General features: G+C 59.5%; 10 protein-coding genes. 4 read left to right on the top strand and 6 right to left on the bottom strand.

Annotation, left to right across the window (positions count from 1 at the left end; translation table 11 throughout):
• Positions 1-65 precede the first annotated feature (65 nt).
• From LOY68_RS25145 to LOY68_RS25125, 5 genes are all read right to left on the bottom strand, one after another.
• Positions 66-2,930: an RHS repeat-associated core domain-containing protein gene (locus LOY68_RS25145; protein ID WP_265040564.1), complete on the bottom strand. Its 2,865-nt coding sequence runs from the start codon at positions 2,928-2,930 to the stop codon at positions 66-68.
• On the bottom strand, positions 2,927-7,564 hold the full coding sequence (locus LOY68_RS25140; RefSeq protein WP_265040563.1) for a SpvB/TcaC N-terminal domain-containing protein: 4,638 nt from the start codon (positions 7,562-7,564) through the stop codon (positions 2,927-2,929). Before LOY68_RS25140 ends, LOY68_RS25145 begins: the two co-directional genes overlap by 4 nt.
• Positions 7,561-12,411: a neuraminidase-like domain-containing protein gene (locus LOY68_RS25135; protein WP_320110082.1), complete on the bottom strand. Its 4,851-nt coding sequence runs from the start codon at positions 12,409-12,411 to the stop codon at positions 7,561-7,563. Before LOY68_RS25135 ends, LOY68_RS25140 begins: the two co-directional genes overlap by 4 nt.
• 13 nt (positions 12,412-12,424) lie before the next feature.
• Positions 12,425-16,003 (bottom strand): Tc toxin subunit A, encoded by a 3,579-nt coding sequence (locus tag LOY68_RS25130; protein ID WP_265040560.1) that lies wholly within the window; start codon positions 16,001-16,003, stop codon positions 12,425-12,427.
• 229 nt (positions 16,004-16,232) lie between these two features.
• Positions 16,233-17,756, bottom strand: a complete 1,524-nt coding sequence (locus tag LOY68_RS25125; RefSeq protein ID WP_054045073.1) for a fumarate hydratase — start codon at positions 17,754-17,756, stop codon at positions 16,233-16,235.
• A gap of 454 nt (positions 17,757-18,210) precedes the next feature.
• Here LOY68_RS25125 and LOY68_RS25120 point away from each other — a divergent pair, with 454 nt between their 5' ends.
• The 3 genes from LOY68_RS25120 to LOY68_RS25110 are packed head-to-tail and all read left to right on the top strand — an operon-like array spanning position 18,211 to position 21,026.
• Positions 18,211-19,317, top strand: coding sequence for a sensor domain-containing diguanylate cyclase (locus LOY68_RS25120; protein ID WP_054613705.1), 1,107 nt, complete (start codon positions 18,211-18,213; stop codon positions 19,315-19,317).
• Positions 19,310-20,245, top strand: a complete 936-nt coding sequence (locus LOY68_RS25115) for an iron-sulfur-binding ferredoxin reductase (RefSeq protein WP_265040558.1) — start codon at positions 19,310-19,312, stop codon at positions 20,243-20,245. Before LOY68_RS25120 ends, LOY68_RS25115 begins: the two co-directional genes overlap by 8 nt.
• A gap of 31 nt (positions 20,246-20,276) precedes the next feature.
• Positions 20,277-21,026: an enoyl-CoA hydratase-related protein gene (locus LOY68_RS25110; protein ID WP_265040556.1), complete on the top strand. Its 750-nt coding sequence runs from the start codon at positions 20,277-20,279 to the stop codon at positions 21,024-21,026.
• Positions 21,027-21,196: 170 nt separating this feature from the next.
• On the opposite strand, the gene pyk is transcribed toward LOY68_RS25110, so the two are convergent.
• The gene (gene pyk / locus LOY68_RS25105) at positions 21,197-22,648 is read right to left on the bottom strand and encodes a pyruvate kinase (protein WP_054045066.1); all 1,452 of its coding nucleotides are present in this window, start codon (positions 22,646-22,648) and stop codon (positions 21,197-21,199) included.
• Between the two features lie 157 nt (positions 22,649-22,805).
• Here pyk and LOY68_RS25100 point away from each other — a divergent pair, with 157 nt between their 5' ends.
• Entirely contained in the window at positions 22,806-23,192 is a 387-nt protein-coding gene (locus LOY68_RS25100; RefSeq protein WP_265040554.1) for a tetratricopeptide repeat protein, read from the top strand.
• Positions 23,193-23,249 lie beyond the last annotated feature (57 nt).

Here is a 23,249-nt window from a genome sequence, read left to right as displayed (position 1 = left end):
ACAGGTCAGAATTCGGGCGGGCACCATAGCATGGTGGGCCCGCCGGGGGAGACTGTCATAGCTCTCTAACGGTGAGTGATTCTCCTGCGGGCTACTGGTGCTTGTTCAGGTGGGGGTGGGGTAGTCCATTCAGAGTGCGAGACCGTCACGTCGGGATCGGTTTCATCTTGCGAATACCCGTAGAGAGGTCCTAGCGCTCGCGTGTCCTCAAGCATTCCCACTGACCTTGACGAGATCGAACTCAAACCCTCCATTCGGAGTATCCCCTGGATCAGTGTGTCCTGCTCATGCGCTGATACTGTGCCGGCAGGTCGCATTTTCAGGTCGAGGATTACTTTGTTCAAGTTAGTCATCATATCTGCCGCCTCGGCTTTTTTCTCTGCTTTTGCCTTCGTGTCTCTGAGTTCGTCAACATAGCTGTTGATGAGCATGCTCAATGGCCCAAGTGATGCTCCCGCCGCAATTGCGGCAATGGAGTACCTGTTATGTATTTGATGGATTTCTTGGGTGCGTTGGTATATGCCGTTTGAGTCTGTTGGCATGCCAGGAATATGCATGTAAGGCGTCGCGGCGGGGTTAGGATGAAGTTCGTTTGTAAGGAGCGGGCCTAAAATCGCTCCAATCAACGTTGCCATTGCCGATGTGGCTGGACTCGCGCCCCCGGTAGGGAATGCGATTAACCCGATACGGGAATCAACTATTGGCAAGAGGATGTTCTTCATTCCTGGCTTGAAGCTTTTCCAACTGACTTCGGTATTCGCCCAGTCGCTACGCCAGACCTCCCAGCTGTCAGGCATTGGCGGGGGAAACCTGTGGTCTCTGCGGAACTGGGGGGACTCGATGACTGAGAATGTTGTTTCCTCTCTGCGAAATGAGCTTGCTGATGCTGATGCTGATGCTGGTGTTGTAGGTGATGGCGGTGGAACTCCGATATTTATGGCGGTTTCTGTCGGCATTCCCCCGGTGTCATCCACAAACCCTATCGGGTTATTGCGCACCATCCGATAAAAATTCAACCCGTCCACCGCCCCCAACGGGTCCGGATTTATCCACCGTCCCAACCATGGCGCCAGATACCGCAATCCGTAATACACCAACCCGCTGTCATCCTGTTCCTTGCCCGAATAACGAATGGTTTTATAGTCGGCCTCCACCTTCGAACGCGCCGCCCACCATGCGGTACCACCATAGGGGTAATAGCCCTCGTGGCTGATCACGGCAGCGGTTTTATCCAGTTCCAGGCTGCACGAACCCAAGTGATCGTCGAGGCTGTAGCGGGTTTGATCCGCTTCGATGTCGGCAGGTTTTCCGGTCACCCAGTGCAGGCAGCGGACACTGCCGCGCCCCAGCGCCACGCTGATGACTTGCAGTTCTTCGCTGGCATCCAGCGTGCGGATTTCCAGGCCCGACAGGTAACGTACTTGCCGCTGGTGGGACACGGCTCTGGCCTGGGCCGAACTGACCTTGCGCACCCGTGCACCGCCACTGTCATAGCGGTAGTACTCACCATCACTGGCCGTGTCGGCGCGGTTGACGGTCGTCAGTTTTTGCAACTGGTTGCGCCCGTCCCACACCATCGGTTGTGCGCCGGGTACCAGGGTTTGCAAGTTGCCATTGGCGTCGAACTGGCGCTCGAATTCCGGTGCCGGGCCGTCGGTTTCTCCGGGCAAGGCGCGGTTACTGCCCTGGGCCACGCGCATCGTGCGGGTGTAATTGTTGCCTTCGCGGCGATGGCGCAACTCGGTGAAATTGCCGCCCGCGTCGTACTCGTATTCCTCGGTGTAGTTGAGCAGCAGGCTGGGGTCGATGGGGCTGATCAGGTCCGGCAGGCCGGGGCGGATGCTCGCCCCGACGGCTTCCTGGCCGGTGGCGCTGATCAGTTGGTAAAGGCTGTCGTAGGTGTAGGTGTTTTCCGGCACGACCCGTTGATTGGCGAAAAAACGCACCGCTTGCGTGTGATCCTGCAACCGGGAAATATTGCCCACCGGGTCGTATTCGTAACTCAGGTCTTGCAGTACGCCTTTGCCGGGGGCCGCAGCGCTCAGGCGCGTCAACCGACCGGTGCTGGCTTCGAACGTCGCCGTGGTCACCACACCATTGCCGGCGGTCTGGCTGAGCAGCTGGCCTTCGGCGTTGTACTGCGTGGCGGTCAGCAGTGGCTGGGACGGCTTGCCCTTGAGGGTCAACGCAATGCCCTTGAGCTGACCGGCGCAATCAACGAACCGACGTTGTTGGTGCTCACCGGCATCCGTCTGGACAATCCATTCGCCCACGGGGCTGTAGCGCTGAAGGGTGGTGTAGCGTTTGTCGGGTTCGAGCAGGGTATCGCGTGCGGCGATGTCCAGCGGCCAGTCGGCAGCTTGCTCATCGGGCAGGAAGCGCCGGGTCTGGCTGATGACTTCACCGGTCAAGGCCTGTTGATTGAACAGCAACGTGCCGGCCGGGTCGTCATGGCGCAGCAATTGACCACACTGGTTACGCGCCGCGAACTCGGCGGTATTATTGGCGTAGCTCAAGCGTTCAACGGTACGTGCCGGTTCCCCGGACAGCGATTCGTACCGTGCGACCGGACGCAGTTGCGCGTCGTACTCACTGCGCTGGTGACTGCCGCGACCGTCCCAGTTTTCCAGCGCCTGTTGCGCCTCACCGGGTAAACCCAGGCGCCATCCGGCGTCCACACTGTCACTGCTCAAGGCCGCCCCTGACAGGCTGTAGATCGTCAGCAGGTTGGCCCGCGCGGCCGGCGTTTGCTGCAGCCGAGGATCGCGAGTGGCCACCAGGCGCCCGGCCGCGTCGTAGGTCTGAGTATTCATGCGCGGCTGCGCACCGCCGCCGACATTGCTTCGGCAATAAGCCACGAGCCTCACCGCCAGCCCACGACTGTCAGTGACCGTCAGCGTCGGAGTGCGTCGATCAATGGTTGTGTTCATTGCGCCTCCTGCTGCGACGCCAGCATCTCGGCCATGGCTTGTTCATAGGTGTCATTTTCATCGAAGGCGATGGTGTACCAAGTGCGATACCACACTTCCCGGCGCAGGGGCTTTTTCGCCAGCAGGGTGCGGGTTGGCCGGCCGGGCGGGTCATAAAACTGCTGGTCGCAATAGCCGAACTTGAACATTGCCCGGTCGTTGATGCGGCGGTATGAATTGCAAAAGTACGGCCGGCAGATCAATACCGTCTCGCCCTTGTTGTTGTACATGACCGGCTCACTGACTCGCCAGCGCTGCTCGGCATGCTCTTCTTTCGGGGTGCCGTCGGGATTGAGCTGCAACTCGCCGTGCTCCCCGGCCACCCAGGCTTTCCCCGGCTCGACCAATTGCTTGGCTTGCAGGGATCGGCCGAATCCGTCCCAACAGGCGATGGCGATCCGGATTTGCAGGTCCGGGTCGCCGGGGTAGCGATCCGCCTGCAACGTGGCGACATGCACCGGTTCGCGATGGGCTTCATCGACATACTTTTTCAGCAGTTGCTCGTCCGCTGATGGTGTTTCCAGGTCTTTGAGGTGCCACCGGGCGCGGGTACACAGGTGACCGCCGGGCAGCACATAACCGTTGTCGCGCGCCCAGGCCAGCCAGGGCGCGCCGGGGGGCGTCGTCTGTGAAACCCGGCCCATCCAGCTGAAAGGCGCGCTGAAGGTGGCCGTGGCGTAGTCGCCGATGGCCGCATTGGGGCCGGCGATCGCGGCGTCAGGGCTGCGGTCAGCGGGCGGCCGGTAACCGGTCAGCGCCTTGAAACCGACTTTTTCGCCCAGCTCCGTTCCGTGAAAACTGGTGACCAAGACTTCGCCAAAGGCGTTGTAGCGACCTTCCTGAATGTTCTGGTTGGGGTCTTCGATGGCCGCCGGCAGGAACGAACGATAGTCGGTGTTCAGGGTGCGGGTGATGCAGCCGTCCGGCAATTTCACCGCCGTGGGCAGGCACCAGTAAGGTTCGTCGTAAGTGACCTCGGTGATGCCGTGACTTCGGGTCTGGCGCAATGCCTTGACGTTATAGAAGCCTGCCAGCGTGTGGTAGGTGGGGAACCCTTTGCGCAGCGACCACAGGTAGTTTTTCGCGTCCGTGGGGTCGGCCGGTTCGACGGGTTCAGCGTCCGGCAGGAACCTGTCCATGATGTGGTAACTCACCTCGGGGGATTCGAGTTTTTCCTTCAGATTGAACGGCATGTTGCCCTCGGCGTTCTTGAGCTTGTCATAGGCGCTCAGGGCGGTGGTGTCCAGTTCGGCGGCTTCCAGGTAGTCGGGGAGCGCTTCGAAGACGATGGCATTCTTCTCGGGGGCCGGGTCCAACAGCTCGCCGTTGGCGGGATTCTGATAACGCTGCACGGCCAGTGCGGTCAGCACTGCTTTCTCCGCCCATGGGCCCTTGTCATCGCTTCGTTCAAGGAAGTGTTCGTAGTTGATGTCCTGGGGCTTGAGTTCAGCTTTTTCCAGGACCAGCGCATTACTGCGTTGACGATAAGGCAAGCCCAGACGCCATTCTTGCGGCGCTTCGAGATCATAGACCTGCGCTTTGGCCTGGTTCAGGTACCACTTCTGCTGGGCCGGATCGTGGGCGTCCGCCCACCACGTGTTTTCATGGCATTCATCACGGTCGTCCCCGGCTTCGCAGACTATGAACGGCGGGTCACCGACACCGGGCTCGCGGCGTCTGGCATAGTGAACGGTGAACCCATGGGTCAGCACGCCATAGTTGTTCCACTCCAAGTTGAGGGTGTGCTGGCACAGCGGGTCGTCGGGGACTTGCGGTTCGTACTGGTAGGCGATGCTTTCCAGGGCCAGCGGTTGCAGGACCGCATAGGGCTGGTGGTTGCCCTTGGGCTTGAGTTCTCGCACCAGGAGGCGGTTTTCCTGCACCGAGTAAGGCACGGCAGTCTCCGGGTCGTCATCGGCGGCAAACACCTCCGTGCGCAACACCGAGCCACTGAGGGCGCGGGCCATCTCCCGGGCCAGATCCTCGTCGGGAACCACCGCACGACCCACCCCGTCATTGAGGTGGTATTCGTGCAGCAAGGTAGTGCCCAACGGTATGGCTACAGGGTCACGGTTGTAATAACCCTCGTCACGCATGTCCACGGCTTTGCCGGTGTGGAACCAGGTTTTGCTGAGGACCGGCGCCGTGAACCCAAGGCTGGCGCGCTCGATGGCCGTTGCTTCGGTGTCAGTGCGCAATAGCAGGCCAAAGCCACGGAACTCGCGCTCGACGCCATCGTAGAAGCCCTGGCGGTAGCGGTAACCTTCGGTCAGGCGAGTGCCGGTGATTTCATCGAGGCTGGTCTTTTGCCTGACCAGGTGCAGGGTGAGCGGAAGGCTGGACACCGGGGCTTTGCCGGCCGCGAGCAACTCGACTTTTTCGTCCAGCCATTCCTGGGCCGAACTGCGATAGGTCACCCCGCTGACGGCGCCCATGTTGTTGCTGCTGGCGTTCAACAGATAAGGCTTGGCCTGCACAAAATCGTAGCGCCAGTGGCGCGGCGACATGTGTGGCACGGTCAGGATCAGGCTGGAGCAACCCAGCCCTTGCAAGTCGGCGGTGCTCACCTGGCAGAGCCGGTCATAGCGCACCCCCTGGGGCCACGGCAAGTCTTGCGACTCGGCGGCATAGCCGTTGCCGGCGCGATTCATGAAGACCCGCAGACGGTCGGACTCCAGATAGATCAGGTCCGTGGCGCCGGACCCATCGAGATCCGCCATCAGGACTTGCGAGGCGTTGAACGTGGCGTAGTCGAAAGGCAGGGCACACAGCACAAAACCTTTGCCGAATCGTCCGCGTCCCAGGTTCGGCCAGCATTTGACTTCGTTGTGACGGATGCGGATCAAGTGCTGCTGACCACTGCCCAGCACGTCGCTGAAGGCCACCAGTTCGGTTTTGCTGTTGCTCAATAACGGCAGCGCATCGTCATCGTGGGGCACATTCTCGCCAGCGGTAAATCCGCTTTCGCGAAGGTTGGCGTACAACCGCACGCTACGCGGGCCGATCAGCGCCAGGTCGCTCAGGCCGTCACCCACCTGGTTGGCCAATTGCGCCGAAGGGTGGAAAAACTCGTTGGGAAACGCGCTGTACGGCACGAAGTTGGACCAACTGCGATCCGGGTTCAGCGTGAAGAACCCACTGAGCCCGGGCTGGGCGAGCACCCAATCGAGCTTGCCGTCGCCGGTCAGGTCGCTGAGGGACTGGCGCAAGGGCATGCGGCTGTCCGCCACGGGAATGTGCGGCAATAGGTGCCAGTCGCCATAGCGCACATGATCAGCGCCGTTTTCGCCCCGCTCGGGTTCGCGGTAGTACCAGGCCTTGTCACTGCGAAACAGCACGCCGGGCATGCCTTCGCCGTACAGGTCGGTCAATTGATACTGCTGGCCATCGTTGAGACCGGGCATGTCCGGGAATTCGCTATACCCCGGATGGCCGGGATCCAGCTCGAACGGGTTGTAGGCAAATTCCACGGGGGGACGGTGTTCGACCTGGCCCTGATTGTCGCAGGCCTGAATGTGCGCTGCCGTCAGGTGGTTGAAACCCAACGGGCTTTGGCGGTGTTCCAGCAACAGGCGCTGGACCAGCACCGGGTTGGGCCCCAACTCGGCGGGGAAGTGGTGGAACATCAGCACTTGTTTGCACAGGCGCCGGGTGCCCAGTTCGAAACCGTAGGCGTAGTTCCAGAACGGGTCCGAGCGTACCGTCCAGTCGTCTTCCCCGCCATAAGTTGGCGTTTGTGTCAGGTCGGTGCTGCGCTCGCCGTAGTCGAACAGCAAATGGAAGAAGAAGTGCTCGGGTGTCCAGCCTGTGGCGCTCCAGGCATAGAGATTCGCCTCGGGCCTCTGGTTGCCGTAAAGCACCCGCGACAGGTAGCGCTGGGCGCGGTAATCACGAAATTGCGGCGCGGCGGGCGCGTCGGTTTCCGCGATGTATTCGTACACGATGTGTTCGCCGCGAAGGTTGAGGCTTTCATCGATCATCCACACACCGACGCGGGTCTTGTCGTTTGGATCAGCCCGGCGCGCGTTCGGTGATTTACCGTACAGGTGCAAGCTGCCGTCGGCGCCGTGGATCAACCAGAAACCGGCCGGGTTGTAGGTCGGGTCTTGCGGGTTCTGCGGCTGCTCGACCAGGGTCCAGTGCTCGATCAAATCAAAGGCGCCTTCGACCCGCGGCCAGTAACGCACCACACGATGCCGGGCGATATCGACGGTTCTGTACCTGGCAACCTCTCTGGAGATGATCTGGCCATCGTCACTTTTTTCGGGCATCCACACATCACCGCCGGGGCCTACGATCTGGTCGCTGCCGTCATAGGTCGGCACGCCCTTGCTGGTACGCAGGGTGATGGCATTGGTGGTCAGTTTCCAGCCGATGCCAAAGGGACTGTTGCCCACGTCGCTGTTGTAGCTCAAGCCCAGCGGCGGGACCCATCCACGGTTGGGGGCCTTGCTGATTGGCAGGGCCAAACCTTCCGATAAGGAACCCGTGAACCCGACGCCGGCCGAGCCCTTGCCGATGCTCTGAATGGCGCCACCACCCTTGGGCAGGGAGGGGGCGGCGATGTCGAGGGTGCCGGAGGCTTGCTCGTTCATAGCGACCCTCCGTCCACCGCGGTGTACGACACATGCAAGATGATGTCCGTGGCGGATTCAATGATGTGCGCCTGGTTGTTGTGATTGGGAAACCGCAACTGCCACTTCGACACGGCGCCGGTGTACTCGAACGGCAGGTAACGGTCATCCTGGAAGTTGAGGGTGAACATGCCTGAATCATCGACACCGGTGGACAGGGCGATCTGCTGGCTGGACCGCAAATTGTCCTTGGGCGCCTGACCGAGGGTGGGCGTCATTTCTACCCGGCTATAGGTCTGGCTGAGGATCGCCCGGATGTCCTCATAGGGGCCGACGGTCACCGGCAGGGTCAAACTGATGCTCTTGATGCGACGCCGGTAGTGTCCGGGGTAATCGTCATCGAACATTTTTTGCGTCAGTTCGAACTCGCAGGTGCCCTTGTCCTTCAGGTCCTTTTGAATACCTGCCCAGTCCTTGTTGAGGTTCTGACTCGGGTCCTTGCCTTTGATTTGGCTGAGCGAAACGGTTTTGCGGATCTCCAGTCCGCGCACGTCCTGCAACAGGTGGTCGGCCTGCAATTTGAGCAACCCTTGCTTGAGCGATTCTCCGGCACCCAACCCTCGATAGGTGGCATTCCAGGTGCCGCCGGTAAACGCCGGTGGCCGATGGTAATCCGCCTCTTCGTAACGCCAGCACGCTTCGGCGGCCTGGCACAACGACAGGGCAGAGGAATACGCGTTGAAGTAGAACGTCGCGAACTGACCGTTGAGCCAGTCGTAGGTCTGGGCCTTAGTGAAGCGCTCGCTGCTGGTGAGAAATTCGTAGGTTTTCCGGGCCTGGTTCAGCGAGGTCTGGGCCATGGTGACCTGCAGCAGCGTGGCCTTGTGTTGCTCGGTATAAATATCGAGCTGCGCGTTGATTTGCGCCAGTTCCAGTTCGGCTTGATTGCGCGCCTGTTCCCATTCCTGGTGACGACGCCGGAAGCTTTCCACTTGAAACAACGCCTGGCTCGCCAGAAACGACATTTCCGCTGCGGTGAAGTTGGCCGTGCTCGCGGCTTCAGCCGGTGCCTCGAGACGTTGGCCGCCCGCCATGAACGAAGCCCCGGCGCCACCCGGCCCTGCGAAAACCCCGGCACCGTAGGTGTTAGGCGCTATTTTGGCGACCTCGCCACTGGCTTTTATCGAGCCTGCGCTGGCGGTCAGGATGCGGCCTGCCATTGGCAGCGCAACGGCAATCCCCTCTACGGCACTCATGTATTCATCGGCCCGCTCGGCGTAGTAATTGAACCGTTCCGTCACCACTTTCCGGCTGGCCATCAGCGCCGCCCGACTCTTCTCATCCACTTGCAACGCCTGACGCTGCACGTTGAGCGCATCTTGCGCCAGGGACCAGGCGTGCTGCTGTTGCAACTCCAGGTACTGCGCCTGTTCCTTGCGTTCCGTCAGTGATAGCAGTGTGTTGCCAAACTGAATTACCTGTTCGACTGCAGTGAGGGCGTGGGCGCAGATCACGCTGAAACGGTATGGCGGAATGTCAGGGTTCAGGAATTGGTTCTGGCTGGCGCCGGACAAACCCTGGCCATAAGCCGCCAGCAGGGCGCGTGGGTCCAGCGGGTTGGCGAATAACGGCAGGTGTAACGGTTTGCCGGCGGGGTCGAGATTGTGCCGCAGGTTATACAAGCGGCCTTCGGCATGGTCCCAGCGCATGATCAATTCAGGGTTGAAGGGCAGGCGCAGGTGGGGGTTGTCGACCGTCGGCAGTGTCGGGTCTTCGGAGTAAGGCCGCAGGCACAGCAAAGGCACTGCCTCGGGATGAGGGCCAGCGAAATCCGGCAGGGGGTTGTCGATCAGTTGCTGGCGCTGTTCCAGCAAGCGCACTTCAAACTCACGCAGCCCGGTATTGGTCGCTGTACTGAGGGCTTGCAGGGTAATCGGGTCCCAGGAATCAACCTGCCGCACATCCGGGCGCGGCCCCAGGTAATCCAGCACTTGCACGTAATGCAGCTTGGCCTCGGTCAGACTGTCGGGCGTCAGTTGCAGGTAGGCATGGTCGGCCCGGTTGAGCTTGATATCCAGCAAGAGTAAGTACAACGCTTTGCGGATATGCACGGGATGGCTCAGGCCTATCTGGTGTGGATCGTTTGGCCACAGGGTGGCATGGCTCATTTCCGGCGTTTCGTTAGTGGCGTGCTCGGGCGCAATGGGTACTGCATTCCAATACGGCGGATGGCCACTGTCGCCTCTCTGCCGCATCGGATCGAAGAGGTAAGCCAACCAACGCTCTGCCTCGTCATACTGCTGTTCCTGATTCAAGCGATAAGCCACCAGCCATGGCATGTAGAGGAACAGCTCCAGGAAGTACAGGTAATAAGCACCCTTGAAGTCCATGGGCTCATACGGCAGATCCGGGTCCATGGGGGGTTCGGCCAAATGCTGGGTTTCCCAAGTGAGCAGCTCATCCATCCCTGCTTCGGCGCGTTGAATCAAGTTGCGCGCGAATGTGGTGTTCATGCGGATGGGCGCACGTTTAACCTGTGGAGAAGGCTTGTCGCTAAATTGAATAGATGAACCGTAGAAATCGATAAACTCGGCGTTCCCCAAGGTCGGACTTTCCATATGATCGATCCACGGTGCTACCTGAGGCTTTAGGGTTGTACTGGCTTGCCAGCCCACCGAGAGCATTTTTAGAGCGCTGCCCTGGTAAACGTACTGCGGGTTTATGAGGCCCTCACGTTTGTAAACCGCGACGCCATGGATCAGGGGAATTGAGTTATGGCCCGCAGGCCAGTCAGCCAGCCATCCCTCCGGAAGCTTGGTTTCCTGATTGATCGGAATTTGCACAGAAAGCGTATCCCAAGTCTCTACGCTACTGCTGAGCGCTGAGACATGGAGCAGGCGCATGTCCGTAAAGGATTCGGGGGGGAACTTCGTCCCCGTTACAGAGAGGGGATACAAGATGACTTGACGGAATTCATGAGGGCCGTCGCCGGTGATTTCCATTGCACTTATGGCCAGGTTTTTATTGCCGCCAATAAGGGAAACAAGTTTCCCTCTGACAGTCATGCCGCCGAACAACATCAGGTTCAATGCATCTCGGTGAATACTTTTGCTCACCAGGTTTTCAGTCGCTCCTCGGGCAATTTGAGGTAGTTTGAATTTGTGGTCTTCGCCCCAATTGACGATCATTTTCTTCATCGGGCTCGGGTCGAGCTCAAACTTGTAATCATTAGCCTTGGTGTTGAAAAAATCAGTGCCAGTCGCCTTGAGGGTTGAACCTTCGAGCAAATCTATCCATGTGCCCTGTTGGTACGCATTAATTACCAGGGTCAGTTCAAATAGAACGGTTGCGCCATCCTTTACCTTGATCTGGAAGGTGGTTCTATCTTCGAAGCGGGCATTTATCTGCGTACGAATGTTGATGACTGATTTGCTGCGGTCGTAATTCACTTGGTCCACTGAATTATCGATGCGGACCTGTGTGCCCTGATAGTTCCAGACCTCTGGGGTCGTAATAGGTGTCGATGGGGTCGGATTGCCAAACTCAGGCGTGCTGGTTGGCAGCCAATACTGAAACCGTCCTTTACCCGCGGATTTATCAGTAAACAGATGGCCGACCAACCGAACCCGGTCTTCATCGATATCAGCCAGATTCGCTTCCTTCGCCGGTCCGGGGTCTTCAACGTAACCTGCCGCCGGAAACAGAGGCGCCATGTTGAAGTTTTTGTCCATGCGCAGGGTTCTTAAAAAGCTATAGCTATCGCGTGTGCCGTTGTTGGCACCGCCGTGGTGGTGATTGGCATAGATCGCCAGAAACAATGACTCCGGTGTGGTCGAGTGATCGTAGACCGCGATAGTGTCGGTGCCCTGTGCGAGCAGGTGCGAGTCCATCTCGTATAGTTCTTTGCGGGTGCTGTAGTGCTCGATGTAAACCTGCGGTGTGCTCCAGGTGTCGTCGTATTTTTTATAGGAGCCATACAGCCGGAACTTAGGGTTGTTCTGGATATCGGGTACGGGCCCCGTGCTACCGTCGGGGGGCGTGAAAGATGGCATCGCGTCGGCATCGTTAGTGGTCACTTCAGCCCAGAACACAAACAACCGTTTGTTGAACCACACCGGTCGAATCGTGTGTTCGATGGCTATGTTGGAGATCGGCACATTAGCTTTTTTCCAGTCTGTCCAGGCGTCAGGTAGTGGCTGATCGTACTTGGGGCCGTTGTTGGCGGGGTCGATGGCTGGACGCCGGGACATGTCCAGTGTTCGCCAGTAATAGGCATTCTCCGCCGGCGATTTGCCAACAAAGTAGTAAGTGCTGTTGGCAAAATCTTCACCATCGATGTAACCGTTCACACACCTCAGGTTGGCGATTTCTTCGAAGCGTGCCAGATAGGCCAGCACGGCGCTTTGCACAGTGCCGGGCTGGATCTGGTTCTGATTGATATCGTTTTCGAACTGCTCGAAGTGGTCGGTCTTGGTCAGGCGTAATGTCGGGTCCATGTAGATCGATGGGAAGTAATGCAATTGCTGCACGGCCGCCCACAGCGGGTACTGGTTCATTTCCAGGCGCCAATGTTCCAGTTGCTCATCGGAGAGGTCATAAACCGTTTGCCCCGGCTCCATGCCCAGCAAAATGCCGTGGATGTACTGCTGCATGCTGGCAATGGCGCACGCGACAGGGCTGGTCGGCACGTCCTGACTGACCAACACATCCAGCAGCAGGTACTCGTAGACATCATTGGCGGTTTCGATCCGGTGGCTGAGTTGCAGGTCGATCAACGTTGGGTCCTGGGGCACGACCTCGTGCAGGTACATCGCCAACAGGGCGTCACGCCGGGATTCATTGAGTTGTTTTTCGATGGAAGTGGACATGATCGCTCCTCGTTTATACAGGCGCTGATTCGGAAGACCGGCTCGCTGCCACGACAGATTCCCCGGCTGTTTTCCAGTTGGCGAAGGTGCTGGTCGTATTTAGCTCAGTGACCTGCAACAGGCTATTGGCGGACAGTCCGCTGGCCAGGCAAGCGGCCTGACAGCGCCGCACCCAATCCACCTGCGCCAGGGTCGTGGCGCGGTTGTCCGGTAATGTCGCTGTCAGCGAAGCCACTTGTTGTTCATCCCAATCCAGCACTTGAGCGAGCGCGGCATTGGCGCTGTCGCTGGCGATCAGGCGCAGCGCTTTGTTCTTCAACTGCGCAGCGGCGGGGTTGGCGAGGTTGAAGTAACCCAACAGGTTTTCTTCGGGCTGGCTCTGGCTTCGGTGCCAGTGACTGAAACGCTCCAGCAGGTAGAAACCGGCAAGAACGGGCGATGGGGGCACGTAATCGTCAGCACTCAGCCACGCAGGGTTGAGCAGGAACAGCGTCAGCGCCGTGTTATTGATACGCAGTGTCTGCACAGCCTCGGCGTAACGGGCCACCTTTTGGTAAAGCGTGATCAGGGCTGGCGAAGGTGAATCGGCGACCTTGAGGGCTTCACTCAGGAAGGCGTAAACCGATGTACCGGCCCATGCGAGCACCGCCGCCACCCGTTCCTTTTGCAGTTTGACGGTGTCGTGAAGCAAACCACTGATGAGCAACGCTTGACGATCCTGTGCGCTCAGCATCAGGCCCTGGAGTGTTTCCACCACGTGTTGCTTGAGGCCGGACTCCTGCAATTTCAAACGCCCGACGACGACTGTCAGCCGACTCTCAAAGGCCGATGTCGCGTCGCTGGTTTCGTCCAGTGACAAGGGTAATACCAGGCCTGCTGCATCAATCAGCGGTTGCTTGGGGGCCGCTCCTTTTTCGTCCAGCAACACCTTGAACCAATCGATGACGGCCTGATCATCGTCCTTGGCTGGCAGGCCAAGCGCACTGAGTTGTTGCGCGGTCACGACACTGGCAGCGCTTTCCTTCATCAAGCGAAGCAGTCGCTCAAGCACAAGCGGCGGCATCGGTGATTTGTCGACGGTCACCCCGAGCAAGCGCTGCAATTGCCCGACGGTCAACTCACTGTCCTTGAGCCACGCCACGGCCCAATCCATTTGCATCAACACGTCAAGGAGGTCAGGTGCATCGTCCGTCGTGTCGCCGTGGGCCGTCAGTTTGCCGGTGCACAGGTGCTGCTGATACGTCTCGCCGCCCAGCAGGCCGGCCAGATCCAGGGTGTCGCTGACGGACAATCCGAACATCCGGGCGATCCGTGCCTGGCGGTAAATCGATGACACGGTGGTCAAGTCACGAGACAACGCACCCAGGTGTTTGAGGGTTTGGCGTGCCAGCAACAATAGCGAATCCTCGCTGGGTTGCAGCCCCAGGCCGGCGCACAGTTGCAACAGGGTGCGTTGTGCCGCGGGGTTGGGGTTGTCCACCGTGAAGGCGGTTTGATCGAGGATCAACGGTGTGTCGAACAACTGCACCTGGTTGAACACTTGATCGAACAACGGCAGGCGCTTGCCCGTGGCATAGGGGCTCAGGTAGTACAGGAATGCCGCGAACTCTTCAGCGCCGAGGGTGTATTGGCGGTTGAGGTATTGATACACACCAAGGGTACGCAAGGTGTTGAGGTTCAACTCCATGCCGAGATTGGCTTCACCTTCGGCGCGGATGGCGGCGGTGATCAACGTGTCCAGTTCGGCGAACGGAATGTTCGTCCAGCGTTGCAAGCGGACCATTCGTTGCAGACGGTCGAAGCGGTCCGGCGAGGTCTTGGTGATGTGCCAGACATCCAGTTCACCGGACTTGTAGGGTTCCAGGGTCATGGAGTTGTCGAACTGGTCTTTTTGAATCGACGCTACGGTGGGTACATCGAGGCTGTCGTAGTTCCCCGAGCCATTGCCGTTGACGTAGCAGGCACCGTAGTGGGAAGAGTGCGGGAAGGGCAGGACCTTTTTGCTATCAATGGTGATGCCTTCCCTGTGCGGGTTGGTGCTGGGCACATTGGCCGACAGGCGCGGAAATTGGCTGCGCTGGGACAGCAGCGTTTCCACCTGTAGCGCATTCAGGCCGGTGTACTGCATGAACGTCGTGACCTCGGCCAGGGCCATTTTTTCAGGGGAGGTTACCGAGCGACCGTAATGCTGCTGAAAGAAGGTTTGCTGCTCAGGTGTGAAGGTGTAGTGCTCGTCCAGCGTGAGCGTATAGCTGAGTTTGGAAAGGCCTAAGGGGATGACGTTGTCCGCATCCAGATTGGTCGCGACAAGCAAGTAGAAACGGGTGCTGTAGCCTTCGGTCGTGGGTAAAGGCTGGTTACTATTATGCGCTGTGTAATACCCACCAGCAGCAGACAGGTTGGCACCAGTAGCAGCATGCAGGCTATTCAGTGTCCAGTAAGAGTCTGATGTAAGAGTAGTGCTGATGAAATTCAGTTTTACCGCGATGTCCGCGGCATCGATATTATTAAATTTCAATATGACGTTGTTCGAGCCCACTGTACCTGACCCGAGATTAACGGCGGATGGGGTCACTTCAGCGACGGAGGGTTGCGTCGGAATAACATAAGCCGCCCGAAAGGCTTTGTCTGCACGCACTGTTGTAGTGCTAATACTTTTCCAGCGTATCTCGCTAATCTCATTTGTGTTCAGGTAGAACGTCGTAAACAACGCCGGCTCGATTAGCAGTTGTTGCTGCTGCGGACTCAACCCCGACAACAGACGCTGTGCCTGTGCACTGTTCTCCGAAACCTTGCCATAGCGATTGTCCGGGCTTTGAAACAACGGCAATAACCGGCTGATGCGGTAGTTCAACTCCCCCAGCCCTGGCTTGGGCGGCGCCAGGCCCAGCAGGCATTGCTGGTGATAAAAGTTGTACGGAAACTCGAACGGATAACGCCGCTCAGCCATGACTTCGTAGAGCGGTTTCGTTTTGTCCGCCGGGAGGGTGTCCAGATAAGCGCGAACGCTTTTGGTCAGGACCTCGATCACGATATCCAGCATCGGTCTGGGCGTGAACGTGCTCTGTTCGTCGATCACCAGGTTCTTGAGGTCGGGACGACGTTTTTCCAATAACGCCCGGGTATCCGTCGCCGCGCTCTCCGGATTCGTCAGCTGTTCGATTTCCCCGATGAAGTTGTACAACCGGCTGGCATACGCCACCGGCGAATCAATGGCGGCAATCGCGCCCACCGAACAGAAGTCATCCCAGTTTTCCTTGAACAGGTTCTGATAGGTAGCCCCAAGGCTGACCAGCGAGCGCACGCCGGTTCGATTATAGGTGCCCATTAGTCCTGACGACGTCTGGTACTCCCGATACAAGCGCCCGATTTGCACGGCATAAGACAGGGCGTTGTCATAGGCCAGTCGGCCATCAGCGTCGCTCAAGGCCTCGAGTTGACGGGCGAACACCGCTTTGGGCAAACGGATGATGTCGAAGAGCGACGTCAAACCCATCTGCTGCATGGCAGTCTTGAACGTCACGCGACCCTTTTTGGCGGTAGCGTTGATGTCGATAAGCGAAGCCAGTGAAGGCTGAGTGTGCTCGTCCATTTAAAGAGGACTCCTGCCTGGGGAGAGGGCGAAAGGGGTTTGCCCGGCAGGATTAAACTAGCGATTAAATAAGCTGACGTAACCTGTCAGATATGACAGGTCAGTGGGTTTTTTTAGATTTAAAGTGCTGCCGAAAACGGGCGTTTATGACCGTTTGCAATAACGCTTGAAATAAAAAAGGCGACCCGAACATCGGGTCGCCTTTTGTTATTGCCGGTTAGCGAAGCGTTTACTGCACTTCTACCGCCAGGCTTTCACTGATCTTTTGCTGCCAGATGGCAGGACCGGTGATGTGTACCGACTCGCCCTTGCTATCAACCGCAACGGTCACCGGCATGTCTTTCACGTCGAACTCGTAGATGGCTTCCATCCCCAGTTCGGCGAATGCCACGACGCGGGATTTCTTGATCGCTTGCGCCACCAGGTAAGCCGCGCCGCCGACAGCCATCAGGTACACGGCTTTGTGGTCTTTGATCGCTTCGATTGCGGTCGGGCCGCGCTCGGATTTGCCGATCATGCCCAGCAGGCCGGTTTGTTCGAGGATCTGACGGGTGAACTTGTCCATCCGCGTCGCGGTGGTCGGACCAGCAGGGCCAACCACTTCTTCGCGCACCGGATCAACCGGGCCGACGTAGTAGATGAAGCGACCTTTCAGGTCCACCGGCAGGGTTTCACCTTTGTTCAGCATCTCGACCATGCGTTTGTGCGCAGCGTCGCGACCGGTGAGCATCTTGCCGTTGAGCAGGACGGTTTCGCCCGGCTTCCAGCTCTGCACGTCTTCCGGGGTCAGGGTGTCGAGGTTGACGCGACGGGCCGACGGGCCGGCTTCCCAGACGATTTCCGGGTAGGCGTCCAGCGGTGGCGCTTCCAGCGAGGCCGGGCCGGAACCGTCGAGCACGAAGTGCGCGTGACGGGTGGCGGCGCAGTTAGGGATCATGCACACCGGCAACGACGCGGCGTGGGTCGGGTAATCCATGATCTTCACGTCGAGCACGGTGGTCAGGCCACCCAGGCCCTGGGCGCCGATGCCCAGTTGGTTGACCTTCTCGAACAGCTCCAGGCGCATCTCTTCGATACGGTTGGACGGGCCGCGCTTTTTCAGCTCGTGGATGTCGATGGATTCCATCAACACTTCCTTGGCCATCACCGCGGCTTTCTCGGCGGTGCCGCCGATGCCGATGCCGAGCATGCCCGGTGGGCACCAGCCGGCACCCATGGTCGGAACGGTTTTCAAAACCCAGTCGACGATCGAGTCGGACGGGTTGAGCATGGCCATTTTCGACTTGTTCTCGGAACCGCCGCCCTTCGCCGCCACGTCCACTTCCACGGTGTTACCCGGAACGATGGAGTAGTGGATAACGGCCGGGGTGTTGTCCTTGGTGTTTTTACGAGCGCCCGCCGGGTCGGCGAGGATCGAGGCACGCAGGACGTTTTCCGGCAGGTTGTAAGCCTGGCGCACGCCTTGGTTGATCATGTCGTCCAGGCTCATGGTGGCGCCATCCCAACGCACGTCCATGCCCACACGGACAAACACGGTAACGATGCCGGTGTCCTGGCAGATCGGGCGGTGGCCGGTGGCGCACATGCGCGAGTTGATCAGGATCTGCGCCATCGAGTCACGGGCCGCTGGCGATTCTTCGCGCAGGTAGGCTTCGTGCATCGCCTGGATGAAATCCACGGGGTGGTAATAAGAAATGAACTGCAGGGCGTCGGCAACGCTCTGAATCAGGTCGTCTTGCTTGATCACGGTCATGAGTCGCGCTCCTCTAAAAGACGGGAACATTCAATAAGGTGCTTGCAGCTTGGGTGCATCGGTCGGTTGCAAGCACCTTTACAAGGCACGCCGGGGCTGCTGGCGCGACGCTAAAAAGGCGCGGCAGTATAACGCGCCTCGGTTCCGGGCACACCCGCCGACAGTCAATCGTTGGTCGTATACGGTACGCACGGTTCCCTGTAGGAGCTGTCGAGTGAAACGAGGCTGCGATCTTTTGATCTTAAAAAATCAAATCAAATCAAAATCAAAAGATCGCAGCCTCGTTGCTCTCGACAGCTCCTACGCAGGTTCTATGGGGGGATTTTGTCAGCGTTCTGACGCCATTTTTCCGCTCCAAAATTGAATGGTCATTTATCGGTCGCGCCACTAAAGTGGCAATCGGCCTGTAGAGTAGGATTCTCTTTCAGCCTCTTTTCCTTCGGTGAGTCATCGATTGACCCATAACGCCATCCAGCGCCTGTTGCTCAAACGTTTTGCCCTCGCGGCCGGCACCTATGCCCTGGCATTGCTGCTGCTGTGGCTGGCGTTTTTCACCGGTCACTACGATGTGCCCCTGGCCGGCGTTGCCGTCGGCAGTGCGTTGGTGGTCATCAGTCAGGCGGCGCTGTTTGCGGTGTTCTACAGCGGTTGCAACCTGCGTTTTGCCGACCCTAGCCTGACCGAAGTGCAGGTATTGTTGGGCCTCGGTTGGCAAACGTGGCTGATTGCGCATTTGGACGAGGCCCGTGGCGCGTTTCTGGTCTTCTACATATTGATTCTGCTGTTCGGCCTGTTCCATCTGTCACGCCGTGCCTTTGTGCGGTGTGCGTTGCTGGTGTTCTTCAGTTTCAGCGCCATCACGCTGTGGGAGGGCTACCACTTCCAGTTGTCCGACCCGGCCCTGTCGTTGTTACAGGTGTGTGTGCTGTTTATCGTGCTGGTGTGGCTGGTGCTCTACGCCCGTTACGTCCAGGCCTCGCGCCAACTGATGCGCCAGCGGCGGTTTGCCTTGCAGGCGCATCAGGACACCTTGCGCGGGATGATGCGCCAGCTCGAAGACCTGGTCGCCACCGACGAACTCACCGGGCTGTTCAACCGCCGCCATTTCCTGCGCCTGGCCTCGCGCGAGCTCAACGCCATGGAACCTGGTGTGGTGCACGGCCTGGCGCTGATCGACCTCGATCACTTCAAACGCATCAACGATGTGCACGGGCATGCCGCCGGCGATCAGGTGTTGCAAGCCTTCGCCGGAGTGGCCACGGCCTGCCTGCGCGAGGGCGATGTGTTGGCCCGTTACGGCGGCGAAGAATTCGTGGTGTTGCTGCCTTACTGTGACGCCGAACGCCTGACGTCCTGTTGCGAGCGGCTGCGGATTGCCTTTACCGATGTCGAGTTGTTCGGCCTGGACGTGAGCAACCTCAGCCTGTCCGCCGGCATGACTTTGCTGGAACTCGGCGACGACCTCGACGACGCCTTGCAACGGGCCGACCAAGCGCTGTACCGCGCCAAGCGCGACGGGCGCAATCGTTGCGCGGCGGCTTGGGAGAACGTCGATGCCTGAGTTGCGGGTCGGCGAACGCCAATGGTCCGTGGCGGCGGGCAGCAACCTGCTGGATGCCTTGAATCAGAACGGCGTGGCGGTGCCTTACAGTTGCCGCGCCGGCAGTTGCCATGCGTGCCTGGTGCAATGCGTTCAAGGCTTGCCCAACGATAGTCGCCCCGATGCCTTGAGCGCTGAACAGCGTCAGCAAGGCTGGCGTCTGGCCTGTCAGTGTTCGGTGGTCGAGGACTTGCAGGTGCATACCTTCGATCCGCAACGGGACGGAAGCCCGGCCGAGGTCGCCGCTGTCGACTGGCTCAGCGCCAACGTATTGCGGCTGCGCCTGACCACCCAACGTCCGTTGCGCTACGGCGCCGGTCAGCATCTGGTTTTATGGGCCGGCAATGTGGCGCGGCCGTATTCGCTGGCCAGCCTGCCGGACGAAGACCGCTTCCTGGAGTTTCACCTCGATTGCCGCCAGCCCGGCGAGTTCAGCGACGCAGCGCGCCAGTTGCAAATCGGCGATGCAATCCGCCTCGGCGAACTGCGCGGCGGTGCGCTGCATTACGACGCCGACTGGCACACCCGACCGCTGTGGCTGATGGCGGCCGGCACCGGTCTGGGCCCGTTGTTCGGTATCTTGCGCGAAGCCTTGCGCCAGGATCACCAGGGCGTTATCCGCGTCATTCACCTGGCCCATGACGCCAGCGAGCATTACCTGGCCAAACCCCTGCAAGCCATGGCCGTGGGCCGGGAAAACCTCACGGTCGAACTCTGGACTCCGGCCGAGTTGCCGCAGGCGTTGGCGCAACTGCGGCTTGTCTCCCGGCAAACCCTGGCCTTACTCTGCGGTGCCCCCGACAGTGTCGACGCCTTTGCCAGGCGCCTGTACCTGGCGGGGCTGCCGCGCAATCAACTGCTGGCCGACGTCTTCCTGCCGCGTGGTTGAGCGCTGATCGTTTAACCACGCGAGAGTGCCCATGACCGAAGCCATCCAACTTGAACGCGAGCGCGGTCTGCTGACGTTGCGCCTCAATCGCCCGGACAAGAAAAACGCCCTGACCCGCGCGATGTACAGCCGCTTGGCCGAAGCGCTGAAACAGGCGGACAGCGACCCGGAAATCAATGCCGTGCTGATCACTGGCAGCAGCGAATGCTTCACCGCCGGCAACGACATCGCCGACTTCATCCAGCAACCACCGAGCAGCCTCGACAGCCCGGTGTTTCACTTCATGCTCAACCTGCTCGAATTCAGCAAACCGGTGATCGCGGCCGTGGCCGGCGCGGCGGTGGGCATTGGCACAACGTTGTTGCTGCATTGCGATCTGGTCTACGTCAGCCGCGATGCACGGTTGCGCATGCCATTCGTCAACCTCGGGTTATGCCCGGAGTTTGGCTCCAGCCTGATCCTGCCGCGATTGCTCGGCCAAGCCAAAGCCGCGGAATTGCTGTTACTCGGCGAAGGGTTCACGGGGGAACAAGCAGCGGCGTGGGGGATTGCCACCGAAGCGTTGGGCAGTGGCGAAGCGGCACTGGCCAAGGCGCGGGAGATGGCGTTGAAGTTTGAAGCGTTGCCGACCGAAGCGGTGCGCATCAGCAAGCAATTGATGAAAGCCCCGGATCGGGCATTGATCCGCAAGGTGATCGAGGAGGAGGGCGCGCTGTTCACCCAACGGCTGCGCTCGCCGGAAGCGATGGCGGCGTTGTCGGGGTTTATCAACCGGCATTGATTGTGCGGTGAGCCAGAAAAGATCGCAGCCTTCGGCAGCTCCTACAAAGGCAATGCTGTGCCCAACGCGATCCGTGTAGGAGCTGCCGAAGGCTGCGATCTTTTGATCTTGAAAATACAAAAGCCCCGCCATTCACATGGCGGGGCTTTTGACTTTCAGCAACCGGTCACTCAGACCATCGGATCGCCAACGTGCAGGATTTTCATCCCGTTGGTGCCGCCGATGGTGTGGTAGCTGTCGCCCTTGGTCAGGATGACCCAGTCGCCTTGCTCGACTACGCCGCGCTTGAGCAACTCGTCCACTGCGGCCTGGCTGACTTGCTCAGGCGGCAGCGATGCCGGGTCGAACGGTACGGTGTAGACGCCACGGAACATGGCCGCGCGGGCCTGGGTTTCGCGGTGCGGGGAGAACGCATAGATCGGCACCGAGGAACGGATGCGCGACATGATCAGCGGCGTGTAGCCACTTTCGGTCAAGGCGATGATCGCCTTCACGCCCGGGAAGTGGTTGGCGGTGTACATGGCCGCGAGGGCGATGGACTGGTCGCAGCTTTCGAAGACCTTGCCGATGCGGTGGCTGGAGGTCTTGCTGGTCGGGTGCTTTTCAGCGCCGACGCAGATACGCGCCATCGCTTGCACGGCTTCCAACGGGTACAGGCCGGCAGCACTTTCGGCCGAGAGCATCACGGCGTCGGTGTAGTCGAGCACGGCGTTGGCCACGTCGGACACTTCGGCGCGGGTCGGCATCGGGTTCTGGATCATCGACTCCATCATCTGGGTCGCGACGATCACAGCCTTGTTGTGGCGGCGTGCGTGCAGAATGATTTTCTTCTGGATGCCCACCAGCTCGGCATCGCCGATTTCCACGCCCAGGTCACCACGGGCAACCATCACCGCGTCGGAGGCCTTGATCAGCGCATCGAGGGTGTCGTCGTCGGCCACGGCTTCGGCGCGTTCGATCTTCGCCACCAGCCAGGCAGTACCGCCGGCCTCGTCGCGCAGTTGACGGGCGTATTCCATGTCGGCGGCGTCACGCGGGAAGGACACGGCGAGGTAGTCGACTTCCATCTCGGCGGCGAGCTTGATGTCGGCTTTGTCTTTTTCAGTCAGGGCTGGAGCGGTCAGGCCACCGCCGCGACGGTTGATGCCTTTGTGGTCCGACAGCGGACCGCCGATCAGCACGGTGCAATTCAGTTCGGTGGCGGTGGCGGTATCGACGCGCATCACCACGCGGCCGTCGTCGAGCAGCAGCTCGTCGCCTACGCCGCAGTCCTTGACCAGGTCCGGGTAGTCGATGCCGACCACTTGCTGGTTGCCTTCGGTCAGCGGATGGCTGGTGGAGAAGGTGAACTGATCACCGATCTTCAGCTCGATCTTCTTGCCGGCGAATTTGGCGATACGGATTTTCGGGCCTTGCAGGTCGCCCAGCAGGGCAACGAAGCGGCCGTGCTTGGCGGCGAGGTCACGCACCAGCTTCGCGCGAGCCTTGTGCTCGTCGGGGGTGCCGTGGGAGAAGTTCAGGCGGGCGACGTCCAGGCCAGCCAGAATCAGCTGTTCGAGAACTTCCGGCGAGTTACTGGCCGGGCCAAGGGTAGCGACGATTTTGGTGCGACGGACGGACATGCATAGACTCCTGAGTTCAAGCGCTGAGTGAGGCTACTATGCTCTCTGGTTGTAGTCATTGTTCATGTGCACTACTTATTCGTTTCTTTCTTTAAACGAACATTCCTGAAGATTTCCGCCAACGGGTCGATACAGAGCTCAAGACAGGAGAACCCCCATGCGATTCGTGCTCATTGCCGTCCTTGCCCTTGGTGCCCTCAGTGTCACGGGCTGCACCCGTTGGTCGATGAACCATCATTTGAATAACGCCTACAGCGCCTATGACCGAGGCAATTGCGAGCAGGTGATGCTCGAACTGTCCAAGGTCGATCGCGCCAGCCGTGCCCGGCCTTATGTGCGACCGGAAGTGTCGATGATGCGCGGCCAGTGCCTGGAACGGCAGAAGCTGTTTATCGACGCGGCCCAGACCTACCAGTACATCATCGCGTCGTACCCGCAAAGTGAATACGCCTACCGTGCCCGTGCGCGGCTGGAGACTTTGGAGTCGCTGGGCCACTATCCGACTCGTAGCGCAGCAGCGGTGGTGCGGCCGACTCGCTTCTGATGATAGATCTCATACAAAGTCTGCCTGGCTGTATAGGTTCAGCTATAGTCGAATAAA

This window comes from Pseudomonas sp. B21-053 (assembly GCF_026016365.1).
GTDB classification, from domain to species: domain Bacteria; phylum Pseudomonadota; class Gammaproteobacteria; order Pseudomonadales; family Pseudomonadaceae; genus Aquipseudomonas; species Aquipseudomonas nunensis.
Note: the sequence above shows the minus strand (reverse complement) of the source record. Positions and strands in the feature narration are given on the sequence as shown.

Excerpts from the sequence above, each read along its gene's own strand:
- LOY68_RS25125 (WP_054045073.1), bottom strand. The coding sequence starts at position 17,756 with ATGACCGTGATCAAGCAAGACGACCTGATTCAGAGCGTTGCCGACGCC.
- LOY68_RS25140 (WP_265040563.1), bottom strand. The coding sequence starts at position 7,564 with ATGAACGAGCAAGCCTCCGGCACCCTCGACATCGCCGCCCCCTCCCTG.
- LOY68_RS25110 (WP_265040556.1), top strand. The coding sequence starts at position 20,277 with ATGACCGAAGCCATCCAACTTGAACGCGAGCGCGGTCTGCTGACGTTG.
- LOY68_RS25100 (WP_265040554.1), top strand. The coding sequence starts at position 22,806 with ATGCGATTCGTGCTCATTGCCGTCCTTGCCCTTGGTGCCCTCAGTGTC.
- LOY68_RS25130 (WP_265040560.1), bottom strand. The coding sequence starts at position 16,003 with ATGGACGAGCACACTCAGCCTTCACTGGCTTCGCTTATCGACATCAAC.
- LOY68_RS25145 (WP_265040564.1), bottom strand. The coding sequence starts at position 2,930 with ATGAACACAACCATTGATCGACGCACTCCGACGCTGACGGTCACTGAC.
- LOY68_RS25115 (WP_265040558.1), top strand. The coding sequence starts at position 19,310 with ATGCCTGAGTTGCGGGTCGGCGAACGCCAATGGTCCGTGGCGGCGGGC.
- pyk (WP_054045066.1), bottom strand. The coding sequence starts at position 22,648 with ATGTCCGTCCGTCGCACCAAAATCGTCGCTACCCTTGGCCCGGCCAGT.
- LOY68_RS25135 (WP_320110082.1), bottom strand. The coding sequence starts at position 12,411 with ATGTCCACTTCCATCGAAAAACAACTCAATGAATCCCGGCGTGACGCC.